We start from the raw sequence: 24127 nt of genomic DNA, 5'->3' as shown, positions 1-24127 counted from the left end.
GGCGTCAATCGATCAGTCACTAACAGTGATTGGACGCCATGGAACGTTGCCCATAACCTACGTTGCCCCCACTCTTTCCACAGCGGTTTTCACTCCTGCGAGGCTTCCTTGTCAGAGCGCGTCTTGATCGATGGTTACAACCGCCGCGTCGACTATCTGCGCATGTCGGTGACCGACCGCTGCGACTTCCGCTGCGTCTATTGCATGGCCGAAGACATGCAGTTTCTGCCACGCCAGCAAGTGCTGACGCTGGAAGAGATCTATCAAGTGGCGCAGAGCTTCGTTGCCCTCGGCACGCGCAAGATTCGCCTCACCGGTGGCGAGCCGCTGATCCGTCCGGGCGTAGTCAGGTTGTGCGAGCAGATCGCCGCCCTGCCCGGCCTGCGCGAACTGTGCATGACCACCAACGGCTCACAACTGGGCAAACTCGCTGCACCGCTGTTCGACGCCGGGGTCAAACGTCTGAACATCAGCCTCGACAGCCTTGATCCGCAGCGCTTCAAACAGATGACCCGCACCGGCGATCTGGCGCAGGTGATCAACGGCATCGATGCCGCGCGCAAGGCCGGTTTTACTCGCACTAAACTCAATGTGGTGGTGATGCAGGGCCGTAATGATCAAGAGATCAACGATCTGGTGAGCTTCGCCATTGACCGGCAGCTCGACGTCTCTTTCATCGAAGAGATGCCGCTGGGGATCATCAGTGAACACAGCCGCGCCGAGTCGTTTTTTTCCAGTGCGCAGGTGCGCGAAAAGATTGCCGAACGCTATACCCTGATCGACTCGGCGGAATCGACGCAAGGCCCGTCGCGCTACTGGCGGCTGGCCGAGGCGCCGGAGATTCGCCTGGGTTTTATCTCGCCGCACAGCCACAACTTTTGTGGCACCTGCAACCGCGTACGCCTCACCGTCGAAGGGCGCCTGCTACTGTGTCTGGGTAACGAGCATTCGGTGGATCTGAAAGCGGTGCTGCGTGCGCATCCCGGGCAACCGCAGCGGCTGGAGAAAGCCATCGTCGAGGCGATGAAACTCAAGCCGTATCGGCACAATTTCGAAGTGAACGATGATGTTCAGGTCGTGCGCTTCATGAACATGACCGGCGGCTGATCCCGCCCGTTTCATCGGTTATCGGAACCGCACAGCATGATCATCAGACCCAAGGTCAGCCAGTTCGCCATTCTCTTCACCCTCAAGGGTTCGATTGCCAAGCGCATCGCCATGCGCACGTTGATGGTCACCCTGCTCGCCTCGGCCATCGTGCTGGTGGAAATCCTTCATCCGAGCAACTTCACCAAGGTCAACGCCACGCCGTTTACCTTGCTCGGTTTGTCGCTGTCGATCTTCATGAATTTTCGCAACAACGCCTGTTATGACCGCTGGTACGAGGCACGCAAGGCCTGGGGCGAGGTGATCGTGCACATTCGCTCGGTGATCCGTGAAACCCATGTGATTCGTGAATCGGCTGAGCGCAAGCCGTTGTTGCTCAACCTGTGCGGCTTCGCCCATGCGTTGAACGCGCGATTGCGCAAGGAAAGCGAGGCCGATGCGAGCAGCCAATGGATCATGCCCAAACCCGATCCGCAGACGCCGGATTACAGCGGGCGGATTCTGCAGACGGTCGGCCAGCAGTGTTCCGATCTGCATCAGAACGGTGAGCTGACGGAATGGCGCTACATGTTGCTGGCCAATCACCTGACCAGCCTGACCCAAGCGCAAGCCGTGTGTGAGCGGATCAAAACCACGCCACTGCCGTTTCCTTACACGCTGTTGTTGCACCGGACGATTTATCTGTTTTGCATCCTGCTGCCGTTTGCCATGGCCGAACCGCTGGGCTGGCTGACACCGCTGTTCACAGCAATTGTCAGCTACACGTTTTTTGGCCTGGATGCGATTGCCGATGAGCTGGAAGACCCGTTCGGCCGCGACGAAAACGACCTGCCCACCGATGCGCTGGTGCGCACCATCGAGCGCGACATCCTCGCCGAGCTTGGCGCAGAGGTGCCGCCAGCGTTGAAGCCGGTGGACTATGTGTTGAGCTGATCCTTCTCTCCAGGCACCCCGAAACCCTGTGGGAGCGTACACCGCGGATATTGATGACAACCACAAAACCATTGTAGGAGTGAGCCTGCTCGCGATGGCGCCGGCCCACTCGACATCTTCGTCGACTGACCCTCCTTCATCGCGAGCAGGCTCACTCCTACAGTTTGATTGGTGGTGAGGTCAGAACAGTTCGTTGAAGGGGATGAAGCGCAGCGGGTCGCCGAGGTTGTGCGTGCTGTTTTCAGGGATTTCCACCAGGCCGTCGGCCCAGGTCGCGCCGAGCAGGACGCCGGAGCTTTGATTGGAATAAAGCACCGCTCGCCCCGCCTCCAGTTTCACTCTCAGGTATTCGCGACGGCTGCCAGCCTTGTGCCAATCGAAACCTGCGTTGACGGTGAAACTCAGCGGCATGACCTCTTCCACGCCTTGAATACGCAGCAGATACGGCCGCGCCAATAAACCAAAAGTCACCAGCGCCGAGGTCGGATTGCCCGGCAGACCAATCACCGGCACCGTGCCGAAATGGCCCACGGTCAGCGGTTTGCCAGGCTTGATCGCGAGTTTCCACAACAGCGGTTTGCCGTTGTCGCGCAGCACCTGCCCGAGGCAATCGGCATCGCCGGCAGACACCCCGCCCGTGGTCAGAATCAGGTCGGTCGCCACTTGCAGTTGCTCAAGCTTGAGCCGCGTCTGCGCCGGGCGATCCGGGAGGATACCGGCGTCGATCACCTCGCAGCCCAGCTCTCGCAACCAGTGGCCGAGCAATACGCGGTTGCTGTTGTAGATGCTGCCGAGGCGCAACGGCTGACCCGGTTCGACCAGTTCATCACCGGTCGACAGCAGCGCCACACGCGGGCGACGCACCACGTGCAGGTGCGTCAGCCCTTGCCCGGCGGCGACTGCCAGTTCGAACGGCCCAAGGCGCTTGCCGGCGCGCAGCAGGATGTCGCCGACGCGATTTTCCTGACCTTGCGCGCGGATGTTCTGCCCCGCCTTGAGTGGCTGCAAGAAGCGCACGCGGCCGTCCTCCAGCACGTCGACGTTCTCCTGCATCTCGACGCAGGTGGCGCCGGGCGGCAGCGGTGCGCCGGTAAAAATCCGTGCGCAGGTGCCGGGCAGCAAGGTATCCGGCGCCTGCCCGGCGTAAACCTTTTGCGAGACCCTCAACGGCTGACGGTGCAGATCGGCGAGATTGAGCGCGTAACCGTCCATGGCGCTGTTCGGCCACGGCGGCAAGTCGAGTGTTGCCACCAGATCACTGGCCAGCACCCGCCCACGCGCGTCATCCAGCGGCAGCACTTCACTGTCTGCCAACGCTTGCTGATCAGCCATGCGCAACAACTGGTCGAGTGCGTCTTCGACCGGCATCAACGGTGAACGATTCATCCACGTGTTCCGCAGGCTTGCACGGCTTTCAAGTGCGGAACGAAGTTGCACGGGCGATGACGGTTGTCGAGTTGCTCGGCAAGAATGCCTTCCCACGCCGTGCGGCAGGCACCGGTCGAGCCCGGCAGGCAGCACACCAGCGTGCCGTTCGACAGCCCGGCCAGCGCGCGGCTTTGCACGGTGGACGTGCCAATATCCAGAATCGAAATCGCCCGGAACAGTTCGCCGAAGCCGTCAATCTGCTTATCAAACAAGCAGGCCACCGCTTCCGGCGTGCTGTCGCGACCGGTGAAGCCAGTGCCGCCAGTAATCAGCACCACTTGAACGGTGTCGTCGGCAATCCAGTTCGCCACCTGGGCGCGGATCTTGTACAGATCGTCCTTGAGCAGGTTGCGCTCGCTCAGTGTATGACCGGCCTCCAGCAAGCGACTGACCAGCAACTGGCCCGAGGTGTCGCTGGCGTAATCGCGAGTATCGCTGACCGTCAGCACGGCGATGTTCAGGGGGACAAACAGGGCATCGGCTTTTGCGCTCATGACAGTTCTCCGGCAGCAGTTAATCAAGATTGCCGAGCAGCCTAAGTGCCACTTATGAGTACTGTCTAATCACTCTGGCCAACCACCTTATCGACCTGCTCTATCGGTGCCTTTCACATTGTTCAAGGCCAGTAAACACGGGCCTGATAGAGCTGATTGATAGTCCTTCAAGCACTTCTGATTGGACGAACAACCGTTCAGATGAGATCGTCGCACCCTGCGCTTTTCGTGCGCCTCGCGCATCTGCGTCACTACTCAATCAAAAAATCTCCATCAAGCAGGTGCCATCGTGGACATCAAACAACTCAAGTTCCTGATCGCGCTGGACGAAACCCGCCACTTCGGCCAGGCCGCCGCACGCTGCCACATCACCCAACCGACGTTGTCGATGCGCCTGCGTAATCTGGAGGACGAGCTGGATCTGGTGCTGGTCAACCGCGGCCAGCGCTTTGAAGGTTTCACCCAGGCTGGCGAACGTGTGCTGGCCTGGGCGCGCACTTTGCTGGCGGCACACGATGGCTTGTTTGCCGAAGCGGCGGCGTGTCGCGGGCAACTGGTGGGCAGTTTGCGTCTGGGTCTGGTGCCGCTGAGCAGCTTCAATCCGGTCAATTACATTCAGGGTTTGTCGGGGACGTATCCGGAGTTGAAGTTCAGCCTGTCGTCGCTCAGTTCCGATGAGATCATCGCCGGGCTGGGCAATAACCAACTGGACTTGGGCGTGTGCTACCTCGATCACGTCAACCCGAACTATTTCGAGTTTTTCGAGATCGGTGAAACCCGCGTCGGCCTGCTCTACGACAAGCGCCACTTCCATTTCGAAGGCACGGAAATGAGCTGGGAAGACGCCGCCGAACTGCCGCTGGGGATGATCACTACTGGCATGCATTATCGTAAATCCATCGACTTCAGCTTTCGCAGCCGTGGGCTCAGCCCGCAGCCGATCATGGAAAGCGATTCGACTTATCAACTGTTGCAGGCGATTCACCAAGGCTTCTGCTGCGCAATCATGCCGCTCGACAGTGGCCTGGAAGAGCCGATCGAACACCTGTCGTTCATGCAGTTGCCGGATGCCAGTGTGCTCGCGCCGCTGGGCCTGGTGATGCGCAAGACCGAGCCGCGTTCGGCGATTGCCGAGAAGTGTTTTGCCGAGGCGCGGAAGTTGTTTGGGTGTGGCGTTGCGCTGGAGGCTGGCGCATGCCTGAAAAGCAAAAGCCCCTCACCCTAGCCCTCTCCCCGAGGGAGAGGGGACTGATTGGGGGATATTGCAGAAGTACGCCGACCTGAAATGGCTGAGGTGAATCCATAATCGATGGGATCTGTCAGATCGATGGACGATGCCAAACGCCTGCGTCAGCCCATGCGGCTGATAACCAAATCCATAATCGACTCGATCTTCCAGGTCGATGGATAACGCAAGACACCTCGGTCGGCCCCCTCTCCCTCTGACCCTTAGCTGAAGACCAAATCCATAATCGACTCGATCTTTCAGGTCGATGGATAACGCCAGACACCGCGGTCGGCCCCCTCTCCCTCTGGGAGAGGGCTGGGGTGAGGGTTGAAAGTCTGATTAGATACCCGTTCCGCCAGGATTCAACCCGGAGTCACGCTTGAGCACAGCGCCGAACCACCTGCCCCGCCCCGACCCCGTCACCCTGCGCCAGGCCTGGCGCTTTTGGCTCAAACTCGGCTGCATCGGTTTCGGCGGCCCGGCCGGGCAGATCGCGATCATGCATCAGGAACTGGTCGAGCGCCGGCGCTGGATCTCCGAAAAGCGTTTTCTGCACGCGCTCAACTACTGCATGTTGCTGCCCGGCCCCGAGGCTCAGCAACTGGCGACGTACATCGGCTGGCTGCTGCATCGCAGCTGGGGCGGTGTCATCGCCGGCGCGCTGTTTGTGTTGCCGTCGTTGTTCATTCTGATTGGCTTGTCGTGGCTGTACGTCGCTTTTGGTGATGTGCCAGCAGTAGCCGGAGTGTTTTACGGAATCAAACCGGCAATCACCGCGATCGTGCTGCACGCCGCGCATCGCATTGGTTCGCGCGCATTGAAGAATGCGTGGCTATGGACGATTGCCGCGGCTTCGTTCGTAGCGATTTTCTCCTTCAATGTGCCCTTCCCCTTGATCGTCCTCGGGGCCGCGCTGATCGGCTATCTGGGCGGACGATTCGCGCCGCAGCAGTTCAGCCATGGCGGTCAACGCAATAACGAAAAGTCCTTCGGTGCAGCGTTGATCGACGACGATACGCCAGCGCCCGAACATGCCCGTTTCAGCCTGCCGAAGCTGCTGCGTCTGGCGTTGATCGGCGCAGTGCTCTGGTGTTTGCCCATGGCGTTATTGACGGCGCTGTTCGGCTGGGACGCCACGTTCACGCAAATGGCCTGGTTCTTCACCAAAGCCGCGCTGCTGACTTTTGGTGGCGCTTACGCGATGCTGCCTTACGTCTATCAGGGCGCCGTCGGGCATTACGGCTGGTTGACACCAACGCAGATGATCGACGGCCTCGCACTTGGCGAAACCACGCCGGGACCGCTGATCATGGTGGTGGCGTTTGTCGGTTTCGTCGGTGCCTATGTGCAACCGGCCTTCGGTCCCGAGCATGCGTTTGCCGCCGGCGCACTGGCAGCAACGCTGGTGACCTGGTTCACCTTTCTGCCCTCGTTTCTGTTCATCCTCGCCGGCGGGCCGTTGGTGGAATCGACGCACAACGAACTGAAGTTCACCGCACCGCTGACGGCAATCACTGCCGCCGTGGTCGGAGTGATTGTGAATCTGGCGTGTTTTTTCGCCTATCACGTGTTGTGGCCGAACGGTTTTGCCGGGGCACTGGATCTGTTTTCGCTGATGCTGGCGGTTGCGGCGGCGTTGGCCTTGTTCGTTTTCAAACGCGGCGTGATCAGCGTGTTGATCGTTTGCGCCCTCGCCGGGCTGGGCTTTCACCTGATGCGCTGAACCCTGGCCTGCGAATCTTCCGTTTACACGCCCGCGAATTCCCCCTTACTATCCGGGCACACCGGTCGGCGGGCATCCCCCGCCACCGACGTTTTCCGCCAACGGAAACACGCGTTATGAGTACGTCACTACAACAAGCAGAATCGTTGAACGTCTCTACCCTGCGCGCCCTCTCCCACAGGGGCGGCGTATGAATCGTATCGTCAATCTCCCCATGGCCCTGCGCCGTTCCAAGCTGCGTCACTCCGCACGCCCGCCGGATATCGCCCGATCTGTCTGATCGCGTCCGTTAAAGAACCGCGACAGCCCCCTGCTTCTTGATATCCCTGCCAGGACAGCCACGCCTATTGCCGCGTCGTGTCCGGCCCGAATCTGCGCGCCTGTGCGGCGCCATCGTGAGTGATTGATTATGAAATTCGCAGCCCTTGAAGACGCACGCTTGTTCCTTGAACAGAACCCCGATATCGACATGATCGAACTGTTCATCCTCGACGCCAACGGCGTGCCGCGCGGCAAGCTGTTGCACCGCGAAGAACTGCTCGCTGTGTACGAAAGCGGCCGGCCGCTGCCGAGCACTATTCTCGGTCTGACCGTGCAGGGTGAAGACGTCGAGAACTCCGGTCTGGTCTGGGACGTCGGCGATATCGACTGCCGCGCCTATCCGCTGGAAGGCAGTCTGGTGCGCCTGCCATGGCGGCAGATTCCGACCGCCGCGGTGCAGGTCAGCATGCACCCGACCGAGGGCATGCCCGCCAGCATCGCCGACCCACGCCACTTGCTGATCAGAGTCATCGACGGCCTCAAGGCCGAGGGTTATCACCCGGTGATGGCGTGTGAGCTGGAGTTCTACTTGCTCGATGCCAAACGCGATCACAACGGCCGACCGCAACCAGCGCTGGATGCCGACGGAGGTCGACCGCGACACACTCAGGTATACGGTTTGCGTGAGCTGGAGCAGATCGAACCGTTCCTCGCCGACCTCTACAGCGCCTGCAAGCTGCACGGCATTCCGGCGCGCACGGCGATCTCCGAGTACGCGCCGGGTCAGGTGGAAATCACCCTTGAACACGGTGACGCGCTGGAGGCGATGGACCAGGCCGTGCGCTACAAACGTCTGGTAAAAGCCATTGCCCATAAGCACGGCATGCAGGCGACGTTTATGGCCAAGCCGTTCGATGATCTGGCCGGCACTGGCATGCACATGCACGTCAGTCTGGCCGATGGCGAAGGTCGTAATTTGTTCGCTTCGGAAGACCCGGCCGGCACGCCGCTGCTGCGCACGGCGATTGGCGGCATGCTCGCATCCTTGCTCGATTCGTTGCTGCTGTTCTGCCCGAACGCCAACTCCTACCGGCGCTTCCAGGCCAACAGCTACGCACCGTTGGCGCCGACCTGGGGCGTCGACAATCGTACTGTCAGCCTGCGCGTACCCGGTGGCCCGGCCAACACCCGGCACATCGAACACCGCATCTGCGGCGCCGATGCCAACCCGTATCTGGCGGCAGCGGCGATCCTTGCCGGGATTCATCGCGGCATTCGTGAAGACCTTGATCCGGGTGCTCCGGTCGAGGGCAATGGCTATGCGCAGGCGAAGGAATTGCTACCGACCGATTGGCTGACCTCGCTGCAAGCGCTGGAGAATTCGGTGTGGGCGCGGGATGCCTTGGGGCAGGAATTTCTCGGGGTGTATCTGGCGGTGAAGCGTGCCGAGTATCGGCAGTTCATGGCTGAAGTGGGTGAGCAGGATTGGCGCTGGTATCTCACCGAAGCTTAACGATCCGACACCGAACCTGTGGGAGCGAGCTTGCTCGCGAAGGCGTCGTCACATTCAACATTTTGGGTGACTGACACACCGCTTTCGCGAGCAAGCTCGCTCCCACAGGAAATTGCACCCCGACTCCCGAATTTTGTGTGGGCACTGACATGACCGAACGCTGCAATTCCTACTACACCGCCACCCTAAACCAGGACACCGACTACCCGACCCTGCAAGGGCGGCACGAGGTCGACGTGGTGATCATCGGCGGCGGTTTCACCGGCGTCGCCACTGCCGTAGAACTCGCCGAAAAAGGCCTGAAAGTTGCCATCGTCGAAAGCCACAAGATCGGCTGGGGCGCCACTGGCCGTAATGGCGGCCAAGTATTATCCGCCCGAAGAACCTTTTGTTGACTATTTATATATTCTTCAGTGTAAACGGGGAAAATTGGGTTGTCCGGTCAACAAAGTGAGGGAAACCATGAAGTCAACATGGACTTTATACGTAACATACAACGTGTTGACTAATATATAAATTTAGCCGAAGCAAGAATCACCCGTTGATTCATCTAAATTCCTGTGCATAATTGATCGTATTGGCAGCCCCGGCGTAGGTCTGCCTGGTCCATCAGCTAGTTCAACTTGAAACACTAAAGCCCTAAGAAATTTGGCAGTGTGCGAGTGATCAGCGTTGACTTTGATGTTTACTTTATCAAGGAATCGTTGATATGCGCCGGGCACCTGCTATTTGTGAAAACTATCAATCTAACATCCCACCCAATCAGATTAAAGCTACTGCGTCAGTAATCGCTGACGGGTATCTTTTCCTCAAGTTAAAAAAAAATTCAAAGACACCAACCGCCCCTTCACTACTTCCAGTGAAAGAGTCAGCATGAAAGTATTTGAATTCAAAAGTCCAAGCGGCAATCCCACAGCACTGATTTTTAACAATGACAAGCCTGTGTTTTGGGCAAACTATTGGCTTATCAATCAACACCCCACAACTCGACCAAAGTCATTAATTACGTATAGTTACGATCTGTGTCTAGTCATACTGTTTTTTCAGTATAAAAAAATTGACTATATAAGAAGATTTTCAAACGGAAGCTTTCTCACCAATGGAGAGCTTACAAAATTACGCAGTCATCTTACGGAAACAAAATCAACCCTCGAAAACCGAATCGCGGGAATAGGCATTATAAATCCGAAAAAAGTATCCAACTCCACTTATGACAGAAGATGCGGTATCGCAAAAAAATTTCTAGGATATATCGCTGAAGAATTAATAATCGGCACAAACAAGGATAAAAGAAATTCCCTCAGCGACTTCAGAGAAAGACTCAAAAATCAACTTAGAAGCTACAACTCCGACAATGAAAATATTGTTCAACCTTGGACAAATGAAGACTATATAAAAATGGATTTAACAATAAAGTCAAATTCAAAAAACAGAGAAAAATTCCTAGTACATAGGGATCTAGTTGTATTTCATCTTCTGCGTGAATCGGGCATCAGGAACAGTGAGTTACTCGGTATAAGAGTGGCCGGATTTCAACGAACAAATCGAGGATATATAACTACAAAAATTGAAGCAAGTACTGACATGAACCTGGACCCTAGAACGTCGCCCGCTACCGTGAAGACATTTAACAGAGAACTGAAAATGTCGGACTCATTATGGGGACTTATCGAAAGATATATTATCGAAAGAAAAAAAATAAAAGCGAGTATCAAACACCCATTCTTAATCATCGGTATTTCTGGGCAACCGCTATCAAACGATGCTGTAGGTAAGATTTTCAGAACACTGAGCGAGCAAATCGAATTAAAAATCACTCCTCATAGCCTACGACACTCTTGGGCATGCAACTTTATTCTTAACGAATATGAAAAAGCATCTTTTGTCACTGGAAGAGAAAAAGAGAGAATCATCTCCAACGCATTAAGCGTTCTCCGAGTTCAGATGGGATGGAGTTTGAAGTCTTCAATGCCAGAACACTATGCAAAATATGCCTTTCAAAAAATCGGCAATGAACGATTGTTATCAGAAGACCGATCTCTCCACAACAAACTTAGCAAGGACGTTAGCGATGGCGCACAGTCAAACGACTAAAAAAGAATTAAACCAGCCATTTGAAGAAATAACTGTATACCATCAAAAGACAAAACTTGATTTTATTGTTGGATCAAATCTAACAATTAAACATGAGACCTTGAGTGGCCAGTGCACGATAGATTTCAAGCAGATGCAGAACTATCTTGTCGACGACATCATAGAGTCATTTCGCCATGAACTTTGCTCACGCATAGCAGAATGCTACGCACTATCTTCCATTAAGACGTTCTGCACGAAACTCAAAGAGCTTTGCAAGCTGCTTAGTGAAGCCACCCTCAGCCAAGGACGCACAATACACAAGATAAGTGAAAGTATAGAGCTATGGTCCTCTTTCATAAACTGGTTAAAGTGCAACCCTAATATGAAAGCCTTTTTAGTTGCATGCAACGGAGACAAAGGAGTTCTATGGTGCGACGAGTATAATTTAGCAGTTGATATAATCCGTACATCGTCAAGAAAAAACGGGAGCGCCATAAGCTCGGCCGACCCTGTTAATGGAGCACTGACCGAAACCGAGGTAAGAGATGTAACCTTCGCTATCTGCAAAGGTTACGAAAATGGTCTGCTGGAAATTGAACACTTAGCCATTTTCTTTTTGGCTCTGGTACTCGGATATAGGCAAAGCCAAATTCTCAACATAAAGCTAGATGACTTAACTTACAGTGAACCCCAGAAAAACTGGACACTAAAAATTGAAATAATCAAGCAGAAAAGAAAAAACAAACCCGTCTACATCAATGTCAGACTTCCACCGCTGGTGAACACCCTGCTCGATTATATGGTACCTATTTGCATTAGCAGGAATAGAACTTATTTAATCCATAATTCCTCTGGGATAGCTGGGCTTACGATTACCGAAGAGGAAATAAAAAAACTGCCCAATACTCGTTGCAATGCTACCTCCCTAATGACAAGACTTAAGAGTGTCATTTATGAAATGGGTGTTAGGAGCAGCAGAGTTACTGGAGGAAGAGTAAATCTAAACTTCATTAGATTTAAACACACTTTGCTAACACGCGCAGCCGTAAATGGAGCAAGCGCACATGAACTTATGTACTTAGGTTTGCACAACAATCTTTCCTCGGCAAACTCTTATATCGACTCTATACCTGAAGCACAAGCCAGGATCAAAGAGGAATTAGGACCGGCACTTACCTCCATTGCGAAATTATTTCTAGGTACACCTTATGAGGGTGGATATGAAAAAGCCGTTTTGGAAATGCCCAACTCCATACAACGCCATTATGGAATTGCACAAGCAAAGCCAATTGGCGTTTGCGGAACCATGGCAAACTGTACAGATCATGCACCAATAGCATGCCTGCTTTGCTCGAAATTTGAACCATTTCGAGATGCACCGTTTGGCGAATATAAAGAATATCTAATCAGCGAGTACGAAAACCAACCTGACATTAAAATTAAAAATACGGTATTGGAATATGTAGAGGCATGCGACATGTGGATTTCAAAATTGTGTGTCAACCAAGAGCGCGCCTCATGAGCAAAAACACACCTCAGCTAAATTTCGACTCATTCAAGAAAGTATTTATACCGCTATTCCAGGACCAAATAATGAGCGGAAAAAATATAGATCTAGCATTGAAATACAAACTCCCGAACAACATGTTGCTCAAAGGCGACCCGTGTGATTTTGCCCATGCACTACCCCCCACTTATAAAAAAGAAAGTGGCGTATTCAAACTCATCTGCGCAGACGAGGACTGGATTGTTACGCTTAAACTATTTCATCTTATCCGCTCACTGGAAGAAAAAAAGAAATCTCGAGATATTGCCACTGGATTCTATTTTCTTATTGATTCTCTACCTTCATTTAAAAAACCATGGGAAATCACCAACTCAGACTTTCTACGCGCCTCAAATAAAAACAACCTCTCACTGGGAGTAAAGTTTCGCACGGGGGCCGGACTTGCTAACATAGGTAAAACCTATAAGAAATATAATTTATCCCCAGAAAATATAAAATACACTGAGAATCCTCATACTAGGCCACCCCGCTCAACAAAGACACTCTTACCAGATCTCGAGGCATGCAAAATGCTGGCTGAATCATTCAGGCTTCCTCAGAATGGTTTTGAAACGATAGTCTCATCAGCGTTCGCACTATTGAACTATGCGCCTTCTAGATCCTCTGAAATAGTGACGTTGAATCTTGACTGTATTACGTCTCTGGACGGATTTGGTTTATGCTTTCCTATGCCAGCCAAAAACGGTAAGTCCGTCGTGAAGAGGCCACCTTGTGCCGAGTTTGAGGAGGTTATCGGGGAAGCAGTCCAGAAGCTTATCAAATTTGGCCAATCCGCAAGAGACGCAGCAGCCTGGTACAAAGAGAACAAAGTCATTTACATCCCGAAAGGCCTCGAGCATTTAAGAGACCGGAAAACATATAATGTTCAAGAGGCATTAGCCTTAATCGGCTATGAGCGAAGCGATGGAGTGTATTCTCAAAAACTATATGCGAACAGAAACAGTTCATTACCTGCCGCAGTTTTACCTCCTGGACTAGGCAGGTTGTTTCAGTCAGATTCTTCAAACTATTACCGCCACAATGAAAAAATTTTACTGAAGGACGCGGCTTTCATCAGCGCCACCAACCTATACAAGTGGGTTATCAACAAATTATCACCTACCTTCCCATTCGTAGATGGTGTATCCAATGTTGAATTCAAGGATTGCTTATTTGTATATCCATACTCCTCCAAAACTCCTAACTTCAAAATTTATTGGCAGTGCCATTACGCACCTTGTTTTTTTTCGACAAACAAGCTCCAATCATGGTTTGGTAGATTATTTTTCCGAGGCCGCAAGCGTGAAGACCTTTCCTTAGGCACACATGCTATGCGTCATTTACTTAATACGTTGGCGCAGAGCAAACACATAGACCAGCGATTGATTGCAATGTGGTCTGGTAGAAGCTCAGTGGAACAAAATGACGATTATGATCATCGTACTCCTCTGGAAAAAATTGATCTCATTGATGAAAATGCAATCGGGGCAGGGTTCGAGTTCGGCGGTTTTTTAGATGATTTATACGAGCAAGAACACAAACAAACTGGGGTATCAACCGAACAATTCTTCAAAATAAAAATTGGATCGCTTCACGTAACTGAACTTGGCCTATGCCGACACAACTATAATTCAGGTCCGTGCCCCAATGTCTTTCAATGTATTGACTGCTCTGAACACTGCTTTAGAAGAGGTGACGACAAATCATTATTAGCAGCACATAGAATGGTAGAGAAACTACAACCAATAATAGCCGCCACTCAAATTGCAGTAGACAAAGGAGAACCCGGCGCGGAAAAGTTCCTTAATTCACATACAAACAAAATATCAAGATACAAAAAGCAAATAGAAATTTGCTCGGACACTTCGGTCCCCGCCAACGCATTATGCGCATTAGTACCAGATACCCCAACAGACAACATAGTTTCAAAGGCAATTATTTCTCGCACCCTAAACGCAGAACAAGTAAAAAAACAGGCTTATAAGCATGGTAGAATTCTAATTCGCAGCATTGACAACAACATTTTAGAAGCATTTGAATCGCTAATGGATTCATGGACTGTACATAATGGACTTCCCACCTGGGAGAACGTTTGCAGTAGCTTTAAGGCTAAATATAAAACTTTAATTCGGCATCAAGCCATCATAAATAACGACGCCATGCAGCGCGCTTACGAGGGCCTTGGCAATCGAATGCTCAGTACGGATCTAATTAAAAGAGACTCATCTTCAAGATGGTACTGGAACAATAAATACATAGCTTCACAACTTTTGGAAAACTGGAATTTCAAACTTCATGGTTGCCCTACACTCCCAAAAGTAGCAAAGCAAATCAAAGCAAACTTTTCATATGCAAAAATAACTCTCGCTGCGCTTCAGAAAAACTCTGAAATTCGCAGCAAACTTTTAGAAAAACGCAAATATTTTCACGACATTGGTTTGATATTTATCTCTATGCATGGAGACTTAGTCTGCGAAAGGAAATCGGTACTACCTGATGGCAACAATCAAAACATTTATGAATGCTTCTCTCAATTCGCTAGAGAATGGGGAATTGAAGATGGGCTTCCTACCGTGGAATCCGTTTTAGCGAAATTTGCAAAAAAAACAGGGTTTACATTCAACAAGACATACATTTTTTCAAACAATACGTTATTAAAAAGCTTTAACCATATCAGAGAGAAGAGCGCAAAAACCGGACTAATAAAATTTAGCGGCGCAAACAAACCACTTTGGAACATAGACCAACTGATACTATCTTGCTGCGCAAGTGAAGACTGGTTCCAAATCGATTGCGACACATCTAAAATATACAAAAACATTCTAACACGGCACCCAAGCATAAAAATCTCTTACAGTGCTGTTCTAAGAGCACTGAAAGCTCTCCAAAATAGGAATTGTAAATGAAGCGTAGAAGAATAACAGACGAGGACACTACGGCTTTTATTGAAATGCTCAGAAACTGGGATATCGAAAAAGAAGGCGATCTGAGCTGGAATAGCTTCATAAAAAAAATTCAAAGCGTTACAGGTTATTTATATGAAAGAACCTCATTATACAAAACGAAGAGCGGAACAATCCACAAGGAATTTGAGATTGCTAAAGACGTCATAAAATCCGGACCTAAAACAAAGGGGGAAACCATGTCAAGACAAAGTCTACTAGTGGCATATACCAATTTGAGGCAGGAGGCTGATAAACTTCGCTCTCAAAACCTAAGTTTACTTCAGCTTCATACCGAATATCTGAAAATTCTATATGAAAATGATATTACCCCTGACCTTTCTTAAAGCGAAAAAGTAGTACTTTAAGGGTAAAACTTCAGTACGTTAAGTCGCGGATGTGGCACGGAGCCTTTTAGCTATTCGTCAGTAATCTGCTGACACCTATAAAGCACGTGTCACCGCTGCTGTAGGAACTTCATACACGGCAGATAACAACTCTAGTATCTGCCCTATCCTCCCTTCCCTCTTCTGCCCCGTAACGCTGAACATGGTTTGTGCTACTCCCGAGACTTTCCAGCGAAAACTGCACTTAGGTTTGGAAAGCCAGCACATAGCCTTATCAGTGTTGCCAAAAAAAGACTCAGTTAAAGCAATGGTGTGCGCCACGCGAAACAAATGATCACTTTGACTGGTGGTTAGTCGCTCGTCGCTGGCCAGCTTTGTTTTGAGAGAATGGGCAGGGATGATTACGTCCTGATCACCAGGGCCGATCAGTCCTGAGTCGCACATTGCCGTTAGCCATTTAAAATAGCAGCCTGACAGCGGTCTTTGAACTCATTTTCTAAGTCATGCTCGTAATACAGCGCATCTAGCCAGAAAAAACCAACATGAGGCGTCTTATCAGCTAACGATTTAACATCGTTACCGCTGAGCTTAGGTAAGTGCAGGTTTATGATCTCAAACGCAAAAGATGCTGATGCCATCGCCCTATGCACTTTGTGTGACTCCATCGCTCCTACGATGCCTCTGGGGAGGCGCTTGCGAGGCCGCAGTGTGTATCGCGTCTTAGCACTGAAAGCCAACTCAGAATAAATCCAGGGAGAAAACGTGCGATCGCCTTCAGCGAACCCTTCATATCCTTTGATACTTACGGAGTTTTGGGTGTTGAAAAAGATGAAACACTCCGATGCATCAATCATTCGATGTAGCTCCTCATTCAACATTAAAAACAGAGAAGCTGCCACGTCATTGCATTTATCGTAAGAGAAGTTGGTGATTCCACCTATCTCTTCTTTATCGGAGTAATGAGCATTTATCTTCAATAGCAAATCGCCCACATAGCCCCACACGCAGGAGTCCACGAAGACTTTGACACCCCGTTTTTCCAGAGAAAGCGCAAACTCGATAGCTTCACGTTCATCGCGATGGGAATGCGACAAGAACACATGGGCGTCCTGCTGCGGGAATATCTTTTTAGCGAGCTCCTTGGCGTCAATCACGTCCTTTTTATCAATCTGACCTATAACATAGTCAGCCAAGTCATTGACCGCCGCATCGCGGGCCTGTTTGCGATAATCATCGATAGCCGCATTACTGATCATCTCGAACGTTTTATAGTGCTCAATTTCAAAACCCAGATACATATTGTCCCCAGCTCATTTTGATGAGAATCCGAATACCACCTGTAAAATTGGAATTTAGCTCCGCAACCAAGATTCTAGCGTTACGGCTGAGTCCGTCTTTTGTGAGTAGACCATCCAGAGCTCATTTGAGTAGCCCTGAAGTTTCCCCCAGATTATTCTTGGATATAAACCCATGTATTCCCAAGATGACCAACCATCAAGACCTGCAGAATCAGAGGCACCGAAAATCGCGATTTTGTGAATCCCTTTTTTCCCATCGGCGACGCCCAGCTCCCATGGCACCCATCGGCTATCTTTGCTATTGGGACTCGTAAGGAGTACGAACCGTTTGCACTCAACAATCCGCTTCTTTAACAACTCCGCCGTCTCTTCCGACGTGTGACTCGGCATTGCCGGGTCTACCTCATCGATATAGGGGACGCCGCCATGGCTAGCGATAACCTCAATGGCCCCCGCCACCAAATCCTCATCTTTACTGGAATGCGAGATAAATGTCAGGTTGTGCGCTGACGCAGTCAGAGACTTCGTGAAATTGTGTCTTCGAGAGGCACTGACAGCAATGCTTTTTAGTTCGCTTCTTGTGACGTTACGAGCCATTTTCTTAGCCGTTAACTGTTAATTAATTTTTTCAAATTTGGGCTTCAGACATCTAGCGAGACGGGTCATTTACGAAAGCCCAAAAGTCCGAGTGCACTTTAGAGGCATCCTCTACATACAATCGCTGATTGACTTGGTTGACCAAGGGATACAAGCCTAAGTATTCCTGGCCATCGAATCCGGAATTCACTGTATCTACGAGGGGAAGGATAGCGACACCACCGTCCTTGTAACCGTCGAAATAACCCAATTCCCAAGGCATCCATTTGGACTGACCTGATCGATCAGTCACTATATAGATCAGGCTTGAGCAGTTGCGCATGCGCTGACGCAAGCGCTCCGCCGTTTCCTTGTCAACATGCTCGCGATCCAGCTCTTCATCTTCAACCCAATCAATGTAAACGCTGTATCCCTGCTCTTTAAGCAACATGGCTACGCCCACTACCAGATCCTGGTCCAGCATCGAATGGGACAAAAACACATCGAACCTCTCATCCGAGTAGGACTCTAGTCCCGCAACTTGATCGAGCATATTTTCCGAGCGGCGCGCAGCAGCCTTTGCCTGCTCCTTGGTAAAAAAAGCCATGTATACCTCTTAGAAGAATAAGAGAGGGCGCTTATGCGCACTCTTTGATAGCTGTTTCGATCCAGGTAGGCAGATTCGCTTTGATGACCCCGTACGCGTCATTTGAACGGGGATCGTACACCTTAGGTGTATAGACCGTTCCGTTGGCCCGCTTCAGAGTCAAGGAGCTGAAGGGATTAGTTCCGTATACTCCGATGCCAGCATTCGGGCATCGGAGGTTATGGATACGAACACCTAGAACTGGAATACCCAGCTCCCATGCCCTCATGATTTCGTATCGCACCCATTTACGGCTCGCTGTTTCCGCTCCGATCAACACCACCAGGCAGGACTTGCGCTGGAGATTCTCGTTGATCCAACGCTTAACGCCTTCATCAGAGCGCTTAATCTCTTCCCAGCGGTTTGGGCTGACCGGTTCATCCCCGTCGATGACACCCATGTTACGTATTTGCTGGACGCGTAACACGTCCTGGCCAAAATGGAAGCTGTAAAAAACGTTACGTTTCATGGATCACGCCCCCGCTAGCTTCTTGACGATCCCGAGTACTATGTCCTCGATCACTTTGGCATCAGTCGAGCTTTCGTTTAATTTTTTCAATTCGTCGGCCAGCCAAAGATCTTCAGGTATATAGCTACCGGGATCGGCAATCACTTTATCGGCCAGTTCTTTCGCCATATAGCCCGTTGCTCCAATAGGTACTGGAACGACGCCTTTTGCAACGGCGATGTCGAATTCCTTTTGGACGCCCCCAGCATTTTCGATGCCGTTTTGGCCAGCCTTATTACCAAAGATAAATAGCGCGATGCCTGACAGCGAGATCATGCGCTCGCGATACTGTTGCCATAGCACACCCAAATCCTGGCCCTGCGATGCCACCTGGGGAAACGGCCTCATAACTAACTGATCTTCTGAATACTTCTCTGGATTTGAATAGATAGCATCCAAGGCACCGTTGATTACGGCGCTTCCCACGCCCCATCCAAATCCATTGACTACGCGGTAGCCGGCTCGAATTAGGCTAGATGAGAGTGTGTGGATGAAGTTCAGCGCGTCATTTTTTTCCCAATCACCGTATTCTTCCGCGCTGCCGGCAATAAAGATGGTTTTCTTGAGGAACTGCTCCTCAATCGCTCTCAGAACTTTGGGAATGTCTTTGTAATCCTCGACCAGGAGCGTTTGGATTCCAAACCGCTTTAGGTCTCGAATGTGCAATTCCTGCTTGCGCTGGCGGTATCGTACCGCCTCAGCGTCTTCGTTTTCATACGGAGTGGAGGGTTCGCGGCGCAGGAAGCAGTAGTGCTCACGCCGCGCATGCGGTGGCACGTGCAGTCGACTCAGTACGTAATCAAGGTTCGGATCGGTGAAGCTGAAGCCGATGAAAAGGAAAGTCTTGGAGATCAAATCACCGCTCAAAGCCGTGACAAAGGCCTCGTGCGTTTTGTAATACTGCTCGTATTGAGATTTATAGAGAATGGCCTCTGTGGAAGACAGTGCATCTCCGTGCATCTTGTAAACAACGGCATCCCGCTTAGGTCGCGTGGTCAAGAGGTCGGAAACCTGGTGCTTAACGTCTGGAACACGCTGGTTCTTACGAAGCGTATTTTCAATAAGTTGGTCGTAGTTGGTCGTCCAGTATGTTCTGATTGGCAAGCGGGCCAGAATTTGGTGCGAATCCGACGGCTCCGCATGCTCGGAGAACTCGTCAATGATGCGACGAGCCAGTCCACCTGATCCGCTGCGCTCGTTAACGTGAAACTGGGCAAGTGAAACCAGGTCGTGCTCCTTGTCAACCGAAAGCCCGAGCTCTTCCGCTACCTCTCGCATCAGCTCTGGCCAGTTCACGTAGCCGCAATCCCGAGAAAGCCCAGCCCCCGCAAAGACTGCGGCAACACCTTCATTCAGATCCCGGACGTACCGGCGAATAAAAATTTCAATTTCTGCCGAAAACTTTTTCCGCATACAAGCGTCTTCCTTAGACACGCGCCAGCAAATAATCTGCGGCGGTCTAATCAACGCGGCGCAGCCTAGAGCCACTGAACGGCTCGCTAATTAACGCTACGCTAGTATCTGGGAATATCGCTGCACGACTAAAGTCGCCTTGAAATTTTCCGAAAATAGGATCCAAAAAATCTATAAGTGTCGTATACACCAAAGGACCGCACCTGACGTACTATTTTCTATAAAACCCTATAAATACAAGCACTTACAAATAGTACTGATACCTAGAAAATCATACTATTTCCTATAAAGTATTTCGTTGACCCACCACAACATTTCTCCGCCTGGTGTCTGCACAACGGCCTCGTCGCCCGCCTCTTTTTTTAACAGCGCACGCGCCATCGGCGAATCGATCGAGATGTAATCGTTACGGCCGTAAATTTCGTCGTACCCCACAATCCGAAATTTTTTTACTTCTCCCACATCGTTTTCAATCTCTACCCAGGCTCCAAAGAAAACCTTTCCTTCCTGCTCAGGCGAATACTCGACAACCCGCACGTCCTCAAGACGCTTATGTAGGTATCGAACTCTGCGATCAATCTCACGGAGAAGCTTCTTGTTGTATTGATAATCCGCGTTCTCACTACGGTCACAAGGCTACCGCGCTCTTGATGTCGGAAGATCACGAGCGTTCGCGCTGATTGACCAGTTGAGCGCGCATGAGCCGGTTGATTGGCTGTGCAAGGTGTTTGACGTCACTCGCTCGTGCTACTACGCCCAGCGCCTGCGGCGCCCCACGCCCGATGAACGGCTTCGATTGCGTAGTCGCGTCAGTGAGCAGTTCTCGCAAAATCGCAGCTCTGCGGGCAGTCGAAGCATCCTGTCGCTGATGCATGAAGACGGTGAGCAACTCGGTCGATTCAAAGTGCGTAGCTTGATGCGCGAGCTTGATCTAGTCAGCAAACAACCCGGCTCCCACGCCTACAAACGAGCAACAGTAGAAAGGCTAGATATCCCGAATACATTGAACCGCGAGTTCGACGTGCCAGCGCCCAATAAAGTCTGGTGCGGCGATATCACCTACATTTGGGCGCAAGGAAAGTGACATTACCTGGCTGTCGTCCTGGATCTTTATACGCGTCGGATCGTGGGCTGGGCGTTGTCGGAAAAGCCAGGCGCTGAGTTGGTGATCAAAGCGCTGGATATGGCTTACGAGCAGCGTGGTAGGCCTTCGGATCTGCTATTCCACTCAAACCAAGGATCGCAATATGCAAGCCGACTCTTTCGGCAGCGGTTGTGGCGATACCGCATACCCAAAAGCATGAGTCGACGAGGAAACTGCTGGGATAACGCACCGATGGAGCGCGTATTTCGCAGTTTGAAAACAGAATGTATACCGACCGTGGGCTATCGAACTGCGCAGGAAGCACAGCGCGATATCAGCCATTTTTTGATGCATCGCTACAACTGGATTCGGCCTCATCAATTCAACGATGGGTTGGCACCAGCGCGGGCCGAGGAAAAACTTAACGTCGTGTCCGGGATTAGTTGACCACTACAAAGACGCTTTTCGCAAGGTGGTGCTTTCCGATTTAAGGGGTCGCCGATGGCTACATAAGGTCAGCGATGAGTTGGTGACGACGCTCTAAAGCTCAACTCATAGATGCGCTTCAAGATTGAAACAATTGCCTCAGAAAACGTCACCAACTACCAAAATTACTCAAGACTTAAAGTCAAGGCCTGTCATCCACGACTCCTTTGACTTTAAAAGAGTCTAGCATTAACAATAGCACCCCAATGGTTATTGCCGAATCCGCAATATTAAAATTCGGAAAGTTATGATCTTGCCAATGTAGAAGCACAAAATCTACCACATGCCCATATACCATCCGATCAATTAAATTACCTATAGCCCCACCTAGAAGCAAAGCTAACGCAAAGGTATATCTAATTTTATGCTTAGGTTGTTTAGCTATCCAGCCTACCAGCAGGATAATTGCGCAAATGGCAACTATGGAAAAAAGTATCTGCTGCCAACCTCCTGCGCGACTGAGAAATCCGAAAGCGGCACCGGAGTTATAAGAAAGCTGAATATCAAAAAACGGCAAGATTTTTACTGAACGCCCAAAATCTAAATTTGCGTTAGCAATACTTTTAGTCATCTGATCAACAACAACCACAACCAATGAGACAAAGAAGTATTTTAGCTTAGCACCCACATTTGAAATCAATTTCGCCCCTCTCTTTATTCGGAAATCAAACCTTTGAAAATCTAGCTTTTTTGCCTGCAGTTTACATCGCATAGAGCAAGGCTAGTCGTGGACGAATCTTACCTGAATCGCCCACTCACGAAAATCTGCGAATCAGCACATTTCACACCTGCTACAAGCATAAGCTTACCCCGTTTAGGAGACGCTGGATGGATCTGTACAAACCGATCTCCTTGAGAGGGCTCCAACCGAAGCTTCGACTGAGAGCATTTGACCATTCTCCATGCGAATCAGTCGATCTGCGAGATGGAAATATCTATCATCATGTGTAATGACCAGCACGGTTTTTCCTTGAGCTTTCAGTTCCACCAGTAACTCACGATAAAAAACCTCCTTGAACACTGGGTCTTGATCGGCCGCCCACTCGTCGAACACTATGAAAGGTCTATCTTCTAGATACGCTACAACCAAAGCTAGACGCTTACGCTGTCCTTGTGATAAAGACCTCGTCGAAAATGCGCCGTTATGCACATGTACTTTGTGATTTAGATGTAGTTTCTCAAGCAACATATTAGCTTTTTGGTCTAGTTCTGCCGATGAAGTATCCATCATTTGCTCAAACAAATGAAAATCTGAAAAAATAGCGGAAAACATCTGCCTGTATCTGTCACGATTAGCGTCAAAAACCTGCTCTCCGTTGATACGGATTTCTCCCAACTCTGGCCGATAAAGTCCAACTATCATTTTTGCCAACGATGTTTTCCCGCTACCATTCCCCCCTACCAAATATGTAATTTCTCCAGGAGAAAAGGATAGATCAATAGGTCCCAACGTAAACAAATCGTCAGCACTCTCGTGATAATATTGATATTCAACACCACACAAAACCAAACTATCAAATCCAGACACAACTGCATCCACCCCACCAACTTCATCTTGCACGAGCTGCTGGACTATCTCGTCAATCTGCAAACCTGCAACCTTTGCCAGATTGGCGTTAGGCAGGGATACGAGTAGACTTTCTAAAGGTGCAACCATGTAAATAAAAACCAACGCAAACCCGGTAACTATTTGTGCACGATCAGGAACATCCCCTACGAGCACAAACAACACCAAACCTATAAATGCATAGATTAGAAAGTTCCCCCATGCGGACGAGACCAAAAATAAAGACATCCCGAAAGTTCGTTCACGACGAACTTTATCAATTGACTTATCCAGTACATCGTCAGTAAATTTTCTGCGTTTTTTTGCATGAAGCCTTAATTCTTTGGCTCCGTCCGTCAAAGACCGGAAATGGTCGAACAGGCGACCCTGCTCTTTTGAAGCGACTTCCAAATGCCGAATCGCACGTAGGTGTGCCAAGTGGTAACCTAGAGAACCCAATCCAATTACGATCACAGCCCCCAAAAAAGCCTGCCATGAGAGCCAAGCAACATAAACCAATGAACCCAGAACGATAATCGCATTGACGAGGATTCTCGGAAAACTTACAAAAAACTCTGCGACCTTCGTGCAGTGTTCGGATAAGGCCGCTTGTACTCTTGCGCTCCCAACCTCTTCAAGCCTTCGAAAATCTGCGGAGATGACTCTTTTGGAGATGAAACGCCTTAGGTCGGCATGAGCACGCTGGTTCAATCGTTCGAAAAGTACCGAAGAAATCATCTGACCGAACATTGCAGCAAGTGCAAAAATGGCAAAACGCCAAGCCACTGCAGCTCGCTCCGCCCATGATGTGGCGGTCAATGCGGCATTGACCTGCGACAACAAAAGAACACTGCACAAACCACTGGTAATACTTACCAATGCGGCAGCGATCATCAGATTGCGGGATTTTCGTATTAGGTAGCTAAGCAAAAATTTCTCCACTAGAAAAAAGAATGGACGCGAATGGCCACC

At 50.6% G+C, this 24127-nt stretch carries 18 protein-coding genes and 3 pseudogenes; 11 read left to right on the top strand and 10 right to left on the bottom strand.

Translation table 11 applies throughout. The annotated features are described in order from the left end of the window. Positions 1-108 precede the first annotated feature (108 nt). Together moaA and HUW52_RS14150 are read left to right on the top strand one after the other, a co-directional pair. The gene (gene moaA / locus HUW52_RS14155) at positions 109-1107 is read left to right on the top strand and encodes a GTP 3',8-cyclase MoaA (protein WP_175553993.1); all 999 of its coding nucleotides are present in this window, start codon (positions 109-111) and stop codon (positions 1105-1107) included. Positions 1108-1143: 36 nt separating this feature from the next. After that, a complete protein-coding gene (locus HUW52_RS14150) occupies positions 1144-2040 on the top strand; it encodes a bestrophin family protein (RefSeq protein WP_175553992.1) in 897 nt (298 codons plus the stop codon). A 180-nt stretch (positions 2041-2220) separates the two neighbouring features. Here HUW52_RS14150 and glp read toward each other — a convergent pair whose 3' ends face one another. Both glp and moaB read right to left on the bottom strand, forming a co-directional pair. Beyond that, a complete protein-coding gene (gene glp, locus HUW52_RS14145; protein ID WP_175553991.1) occupies positions 2221-3426 on the bottom strand; it encodes a gephyrin-like molybdotransferase Glp in 1206 nt (401 codons plus the stop codon). Continuing rightward, the gene (gene moaB, locus HUW52_RS14140) at positions 3423-3962 is read right to left on the bottom strand and encodes a molybdenum cofactor biosynthesis protein B (protein ID WP_016985261.1); all 540 of its coding nucleotides are present in this window, start codon (positions 3960-3962) and stop codon (positions 3423-3425) included. Before moaB ends, glp begins: the two co-directional genes overlap by 4 nt. A 289-nt stretch (positions 3963-4251) precedes the next feature. Here moaB and HUW52_RS14135 point away from each other — a divergent pair, with 289 nt between their 5' ends. From HUW52_RS14135 to HUW52_RS14100, 8 genes and pseudogenes are all read left to right on the top strand, one after another. Further along, complete coding sequence (locus HUW52_RS14135; RefSeq protein ID WP_175553990.1) at positions 4252-5187, top strand: LysR family transcriptional regulator; 936 nt, start codon at positions 4252-4254, stop codon at positions 5185-5187. 382 nt (positions 5188-5569) lie between these two features. Then, complete coding sequence (gene chrA, locus HUW52_RS14130) at positions 5570-6913, top strand: chromate efflux transporter (RefSeq protein ID WP_175553989.1); 1344 nt, start codon at positions 5570-5572, stop codon at positions 6911-6913. Positions 6914-7322: 409 nt separating this feature from the next. Beyond that, a complete protein-coding gene (locus tag HUW52_RS14125) occupies positions 7323-8687 on the top strand; it encodes a glutamine synthetase family protein (protein WP_175553988.1) in 1365 nt (454 codons plus the stop codon). Positions 8688-8836: 149 nt separating this feature from the next. Continuing rightward, positions 8837-9055: pseudogene (locus HUW52_RS14120) on the top strand (NAD(P)/FAD-dependent oxidoreductase); the annotation flags it as partial. A gap of 505 nt (positions 9056-9560) precedes the next feature. After that, positions 9561-10781 (top strand): site-specific integrase, encoded by a 1221-nt coding sequence (locus tag HUW52_RS14115; RefSeq protein WP_175553987.1) that lies wholly within the window; start codon positions 9561-9563, stop codon positions 10779-10781. Then, positions 10759-12285 carry a tyrosine-type recombinase/integrase gene (locus HUW52_RS14110; protein ID WP_175553986.1) on the top strand — a complete coding sequence of 509 codons (1527 nt, stop codon included), beginning with the start codon at positions 10759-10761 and terminating at the stop codon, positions 12283-12285. The genes HUW52_RS14115 and HUW52_RS14110 overlap by 23 nt, the downstream gene beginning before the upstream one ends. Next, positions 12282-15215 (top strand): hypothetical protein, encoded by a 2934-nt coding sequence (locus HUW52_RS14105; protein ID WP_175553985.1) that lies wholly within the window; start codon positions 12282-12284, stop codon positions 15213-15215. Before HUW52_RS14110 ends, HUW52_RS14105 begins: the two co-directional genes overlap by 4 nt. Continuing rightward, positions 15212-15598 carry a hypothetical protein gene (locus HUW52_RS14100; protein ID WP_175553984.1) on the top strand — a complete coding sequence of 129 codons (387 nt, stop codon included), beginning with the start codon at positions 15212-15214 and terminating at the stop codon, positions 15596-15598. Before HUW52_RS14105 ends, HUW52_RS14100 begins: the two co-directional genes overlap by 4 nt. A 449-nt stretch (positions 15599-16047) precedes the next feature. Here HUW52_RS14100 and HUW52_RS14095 read toward each other — a convergent pair whose 3' ends face one another. From HUW52_RS14095 to greB, 6 genes and pseudogenes are all read right to left on the bottom strand, one after another. Then, positions 16048-16896, bottom strand: coding sequence for a toll/interleukin-1 receptor domain-containing protein (locus tag HUW52_RS14095; RefSeq protein WP_175553983.1), 849 nt, complete (start codon positions 16894-16896; stop codon positions 16048-16050). Between the two features lie 54 nt (positions 16897-16950). Next, a complete protein-coding gene (locus tag HUW52_RS14090) occupies positions 16951-17493 on the bottom strand; it encodes a toll/interleukin-1 receptor domain-containing protein (RefSeq protein ID WP_175553982.1) in 543 nt (180 codons plus the stop codon). A gap of 52 nt (positions 17494-17545) precedes the next feature. Then, positions 17546-18079: a toll/interleukin-1 receptor domain-containing protein gene (locus HUW52_RS14085; RefSeq protein ID WP_175553981.1), complete on the bottom strand. Its 534-nt coding sequence runs from the start codon at positions 18077-18079 to the stop codon at positions 17546-17548. Between the two features lie 31 nt (positions 18080-18110). Beyond that, positions 18111-18587, bottom strand: coding sequence for a TIR domain-containing protein (locus HUW52_RS14080; RefSeq protein WP_175553980.1), 477 nt, complete (start codon positions 18585-18587; stop codon positions 18111-18113). Positions 18588-18590: 3 nt separating this feature from the next. Further along, positions 18591-20039, bottom strand: coding sequence for an SIR2 family protein (locus HUW52_RS14075; RefSeq protein ID WP_175553979.1), 1449 nt, complete (start codon positions 20037-20039; stop codon positions 18591-18593). A gap of 276 nt (positions 20040-20315) precedes the next feature. Continuing rightward, positions 20316-20669: pseudogene (gene greB, locus HUW52_RS14070) on the bottom strand (transcription elongation factor GreB); the annotation flags it as partial. A gap of 1 nt (position 20670) precedes the next feature. Between greB and HUW52_RS14065 the strand changes: the two are divergent. Then, positions 20671-21570 (top strand): annotated as a pseudogene (locus HUW52_RS14065) (IS3 family transposase); the annotation flags it as partial. Between the two features lie 181 nt (positions 21571-21751). On the opposite strand, the gene lspA reads toward HUW52_RS14065, so the two are convergent. Both lspA and HUW52_RS14055 read right to left on the bottom strand, forming a co-directional pair. Next, on the bottom strand, positions 21752-22237 hold the full coding sequence (gene lspA / locus HUW52_RS14060) for a signal peptidase II (RefSeq protein ID WP_256668317.1): 486 nt from the start codon (positions 22235-22237) through the stop codon (positions 21752-21754). A 186-nt stretch (positions 22238-22423) separates the two neighbouring features. Further along, positions 22424-24085 carry a cyclic peptide export ABC transporter gene (locus tag HUW52_RS14055; protein WP_175553977.1) on the bottom strand — a complete coding sequence of 554 codons (1662 nt, stop codon included), beginning with the start codon at positions 24083-24085 and terminating at the stop codon, positions 22424-22426. Positions 24086-24127 lie beyond the last annotated feature (42 nt).

This window comes from Pseudomonas sp. 43A, assembly GCF_013363935.1.
Classification (GTDB): Bacteria; Pseudomonadota; Gammaproteobacteria; order Pseudomonadales; family Pseudomonadaceae; genus Aquipseudomonas; species Aquipseudomonas crudilactis.
This window is presented reverse-complemented; position numbering and strand designations above follow the sequence as displayed.

What these genes read in the sequence shown, in the direction of transcription:
- HUW52_RS14075 (WP_175553979.1), bottom strand. Translation starts at nt 20,039, where the DNA reads ATGCGGAAAAAGTTTTCGGCAGAAATTGAAATTTTTATTCGCCGGTAC.
- glp (WP_175553991.1), bottom strand. Translation starts at nt 3,426, where the DNA reads ATGAATCGTTCACCGTTGATGCCGGTCGAAGACGCACTCGACCAGTTG.
- HUW52_RS14110 (WP_175553986.1), top strand. Translation starts at nt 10,759, where the DNA reads ATGGCGCACAGTCAAACGACTAAAAAAGAATTAAACCAGCCATTTGAA.
- HUW52_RS14100 (WP_175553984.1), top strand. Translation starts at nt 15,212, where the DNA reads ATGAAGCGTAGAAGAATAACAGACGAGGACACTACGGCTTTTATTGAA.
- HUW52_RS14115 (WP_175553987.1), top strand. Translation starts at nt 9,561, where the DNA reads ATGAAAGTATTTGAATTCAAAAGTCCAAGCGGCAATCCCACAGCACTG.
- HUW52_RS14095 (WP_175553983.1), bottom strand. Translation starts at nt 16,896, where the DNA reads ATGTATCTGGGTTTTGAAATTGAGCACTATAAAACGTTCGAGATGATC.
- moaB (WP_016985261.1), bottom strand. Translation starts at nt 3,962, where the DNA reads ATGAGCGCAAAAGCCGATGCCCTGTTTGTCCCCCTGAACATCGCCGTG.
- HUW52_RS14090 (WP_175553982.1), bottom strand. Translation starts at nt 17,493, where the DNA reads ATGGCTCGTAACGTCACAAGAAGCGAACTAAAAAGCATTGCTGTCAGT.
- HUW52_RS14085 (WP_175553981.1), bottom strand. Translation starts at nt 18,079, where the DNA reads ATGGCTTTTTTTACCAAGGAGCAGGCAAAGGCTGCTGCGCGCCGCTCG.
- HUW52_RS14080 (WP_175553980.1), bottom strand. Translation starts at nt 18,587, where the DNA reads ATGAAACGTAACGTTTTTTACAGCTTCCATTTTGGCCAGGACGTGTTA.
- HUW52_RS14150 (WP_175553992.1), top strand. Translation starts at nt 1,144, where the DNA reads ATGATCATCAGACCCAAGGTCAGCCAGTTCGCCATTCTCTTCACCCTC.
- HUW52_RS14105 (WP_175553985.1), top strand. Translation starts at nt 12,282, where the DNA reads ATGAGCAAAAACACACCTCAGCTAAATTTCGACTCATTCAAGAAAGTA.
- HUW52_RS14125 (WP_175553988.1), top strand. Translation starts at nt 7,323, where the DNA reads ATGAAATTCGCAGCCCTTGAAGACGCACGCTTGTTCCTTGAACAGAAC.